This window comes from Chamaesiphon sp. OTE_20_metabat_361 (genome assembly GCF_031364565.1).
Window position 1 is genome coordinate 1 of record NZ_JANLWO010000010.1, and the last position, 4,175, is coordinate 4,175.

The following is a 4,175-nucleotide window of genomic DNA, read 5'->3' on the forward strand; positions in this document are numbered from 1 at the left end:
TCTAATGGCTGTTAGATAACTTTTTTCTTTCTCGTTTGAGCCGTCAATAAGATATAGATCTAAATTAGAGTATTCTAAAGTAAGATCGTTAGTGCCCGTACAGCCATTCGGTGCAATCCGCCGACTTCTAGGCTTACCTAACTTTTTAATGACTTCACCTTCGCTCATCCCGATTTTGAGACCGCCGATCGAGATCTGCTCGATCGAGATCGATCCTTTCTGGCTCAAAGCCAATTTTTCCAGAGGTATATTCGATCGCGGCATCGCGCCAGATGTGGCACTGACGAATAAGGGCATGACAAGAATAAGCAGTCGATACATGGTCGAGTAAAAAATCGATAAGGTTGGCTATTAATTCATCGGTATTCAGCTCTAGAAAATAGTTTTTGTCGATCTCAGGAGCGAGGTTCGAGCGGCATTTAATTATCTATTTACTACTTGCTGATACATTGCTACGATTTTTTCGACTACTGCTTCAATACTTAAATTGTCGCTGATTATTTCGATCGCGTCGTCTGCTTTTTTGAGCGGGGAAATTTCCCGGGTACTGTCAATTAAATCGCGATTGGCAATCGATCTCTCCAATTCTACCAAGCTGACCTCACCTTGCCCGCGATCGCGCAAATCCTGTTGGCGTCGCCGCGCACGTTCGGCAACCGATGCCGTGAGGAAAATCTTTACCTGTGCGTGGGGAAACACTTGGGTACACATATCGCGCCCTTCCGCGACAATCCCGCCTCGGGCACCAATTGCCTGCTGTTGCTTGACTAATGCCGTTCTCACTACCCCCAGCGCGGCAATGGGCGATACGGCTTGCGTCACCACCTGCGTCCGAATTGCCTCAGTCACATCGATCCCATTTACCATTACCCGCTCTCCCGCAAGGGCGATCTGTGCCTGACTTACCACCAGCGCAATGTTTGGCTCATCATCCAGGGCTAGCTGCGCCTCCAACACCAGCCAAGCGATCGCGCGGTACATTGCCCCTGTATCGAGAAACAACAGCCCTAATCGGGCAGCTACGAGCTTGGTAACTGTAGATTTGCCCGCACCTGCGGGGCCATCGATCGCGATAATTGGAAGTTGAGGGGGCATGAAGGGGCTGTGGGGACGGGGGGACTCGGGGACTCGGGGACGGGGAGACTCGGGGACGGGGAGTTAGAGGATCGTTCCAAAATCCATTCACTATTCACTATCCACTATTCACTATTCACTATCCACCGATTGTCACATTATCAATCAATCGTGTATTCTCGATGCGTCCGGCGATCGCGAGTAAGGCTGATGTATCGAGTCTGTCGATCGATTGTAAAGTTTCCGGATCGACTAGCTCCAAGTATTCTAATTCAAATTCTGGTACCGTACTCAGTTCCGCCTTGACTGCGGCTAATAATGCGATTTCCTCGCGCTCGCCGCTATTTGCTAACTGCTGCGCTTGTTGGAGACTGCGATAGATCGCCGCCGCTTGGGAGCGTCCGGTGGGCGTAAGATATTGATTGCGGGAACTATGTGCCAAGCCAGAATCAGCGCGTAGTGTCGGGCAACCGACAATATCGACCGGGATATTCAGATCCGCGACGATCCGGCGGATAACGGCTAATTGTTGAGCGTCTTTTTCACCAAAATAGGCGCGATCGGGTTGGACTATATTTAACAATTTAGTGACGATCGTCGCCACACCTTGAAAATGTCCCACCCGTGTCCGTCCGCACAAGCCACTCATCATCGTCGGTGGGGGGATAACTTGAGTCAGCGCGGCTTTGATGCCCATACTTGCCGGGGTCGGGACAAATAAAGCATCGACACCTGCTGTCTGGCAAATAACTCGATCGATTTCCAACTGACGTGGATAGCGATCGAGATCTTCATTTGCGCCAAACTGTAACGGATTGACAAAAATACTGACAATGGCGACGGTATTTTCGCATCTGGCGCGATCGATCAAACTTTGATGTCCCAGGTGTAATGCTCCCATCGTCGGTACGAAGCCAATCGATTGAGAGCGGTGGGATTGGAGATAATGTCCTAATTCATTTGGGGTGGTAAAGATCGGCAGATTCATCAGGCACAGGGGGATGGGGAGATCGAACGGGGAGTGGGTACCGAGCAATCTAGCTGCCTCACGTCCCATGTGTAATCCCTAACGAAACATGCTACTTACAGAATTTTCCTCGTGTACTCGCCAGATGGTTTCACCGAGTAAGTTTGCCACCGATAGCACTTTGAGCTGGGGAAACTGTTGATGTTCGGGCATGGGGAGGGTATTGGTGACGATTACTTCCTCAAATACCCCACTCGATAACCGCTCGATCGCAGGTGGTGAAAATACGGCATGGATCGCACAGGCATATACTTCACGCGCTCCTTGTTGGCGCAAGATTTTGGCACCTTCGGAGATCGTCCCGCCAGTATCGATCATATCATCGACCAGGATCGCTGTTTTGCCAGCGACATCACCGATGACATTCATCACTTCAGCCACATTGTGTGCCTGACGACGTTTGTCGATGATGGCGAGCGGTGCGTCGTTGAGTTTCTTGGCGAAAGCACGAGCGCGAGCGACCCCACCAACATCTGGCGATACCACCACGACATCGGGTAGATTTTTTCTGAGCAGATAATCGATGATTACGGGCGAACCGTAAATATGATCCAGCGGGATATCAAAATATCCTTGAATTTGGGATGAATGGAGATCCATCGCCAAGACCCGATCGGCACCAGCAGTAGTAATCTGGTTGGCAACTAGTTTAGCCGCGATCGATTCGCGTCCAGCCGTCTTACGATCGGCACGAGCGTAGCCATAGTACGGTATTACTGCCGTAATTTGGCGTGCCGAAGCCCGCCGACAGGCATCGATCATGATGAATAATTCCATCAAGTTATCGTTCACCGGGTTACATGTTGGCTGGATTAGGTATACATCACAGCCGCGAATCGATTCTTGGATCTGGACATAAATTTCGCCATCGGCAAATCGCTTCCGAATCATCGGGCCGAGATCGAGTCCTAGATAACGAGCAATTTCCTGAGATAGTGGGACATTAGCATTCCCAGAAAACAGTCGGAGACGACTGTTATCACCGATCGATGGAATTGTAGGCAGCGGCAAGGTGGCAGAACGGATCACAACAGCAGACCCTCAATGAGTGCTTATTTTGCATGGCAATTCTAGCACTCTCATCACTCGATCGTCTGTTTAAATTCAGAAAAATTTTAATTTTTGACTAATTTTAGTAAACTCTTTGACGACAAAATTAACAGTTAGCGAGTATCTTTGAAGTATTCCGGCTCGATCCGATCGATTAAAATCGCTACCAGCAAACAGTTCTCATCGTAATGTGTGGAAACCTCTACATTCGCGATCGTGTGTTTGAAGAAGGGAAAGATACAATAGAAGGCAAGCTGCTCTAAAACATCACGCCTAACTTACCGTACATAGCCAAGATTATGACCAACTCTCAAGAAACCAAGATGACGATTGAAGACCGGATCGAGCAAGCTCGTGACGCCGCTCATCAGGCTGGCGAAAAGTTTGGTAAAACTTCTCCCGAATTTGCTGTGGCAATGGAAATCCTAGAGGAGCTACACCAAGAGTCTGGACACCAACGCAGTGCTCAACCTAAAAATTCGCTCGAACGCTTCTGTTCGGACAATCCCGAATCTCCCGAATGTCTGCTGTATGACACCTGATCGTGTTCTCGAACTTAAGTTCTGACACTAGTTTGACAGGCAGCAAGAGCTTTGTAGATGATTCCAAATTTTGATCTCACCCCTCAACCGGGGTTCCTCAATGGCAAGTAACTTAGTTACTTGCCATTGTCTGTAAATACCTTGGAGTTACTGATTTAAGGTATGATTTGCTCTTCAGTCCCGCCAGATCCTCCGGCTCTGGCTCCCCTCTGTCTTGATTCGCTAAACCGTCGGGGAACCCGACGAGCGCGAATCGCTCCCAAGCTTGGGAGCGGCGTTTTTATTCGGGGGGAACCCCCGAATAAAAAAACGACAAGACAGAGGGGTTGGGGGTGAGGGCAAAATCTACGCTTCATACATCAATTCATCAACGCTCATCTCCCATCTCCCATCTCCCATCTCCCATCTCCCATCTCCCATCTACCCCAAATAACTCAAGTCCGGCAACTGCGGAATAATCCCCCCAGGATTGAGCGGAAAGA

The 4,175-nt window shown here is 49.4% G+C and carries 3 protein-coding genes and 1 pseudogene; 1 reads left to right on the forward strand and 3 read right to left on the reverse strand.

The annotated features are described in order from the left end of the window. From RMO35_RS00285 to RMO35_RS00300, 3 genes and pseudogenes are all read right to left on the reverse strand, one after another. Window positions 1-321 (reverse strand): hypothetical protein (locus tag RMO35_RS00285; protein ID WP_309737755.1); only part of this gene is annotated, 321 nt, incomplete at its 3' end. Between the two features lie 102 nt (window positions 322-423). Continuing rightward, a pseudogene (locus tag RMO35_RS25110) lies at window positions 424-2,056 on the reverse strand (bifunctional pantoate--beta-alanine ligase/(d)CMP kinase). 84 nt (window positions 2,057-2,140) lie between these two features. Next, window positions 2,141-3,130: a ribose-phosphate pyrophosphokinase gene (locus tag RMO35_RS00300; protein WP_309737758.1), complete on the reverse strand. Its 990-nt coding sequence runs from the start codon at window positions 3,128-3,130 to the stop codon at window positions 2,141-2,143. A 320-nt stretch (window positions 3,131-3,450) separates the two neighbouring features. Here RMO35_RS00300 and RMO35_RS00305 point away from each other — a divergent pair, with 320 nt between their 5' ends. Further along, window positions 3,451-3,693, forward strand: a complete 243-nt coding sequence (locus RMO35_RS00305) for a Calvin cycle protein CP12 (protein ID WP_309737759.1) — start codon at window positions 3,451-3,453, stop codon at window positions 3,691-3,693. Window positions 3,694-4,175: the final 482 nt, after the last annotated feature.

Bases quoted from the DNA above. Each gene is read 5' to 3' on its own strand.
- RMO35_RS00305 (WP_309737759.1), top strand. From the start codon at position 3,451: ATGACCAACTCTCAAGAAACCAAGATGACGATTGAAGACCGGATCGAG.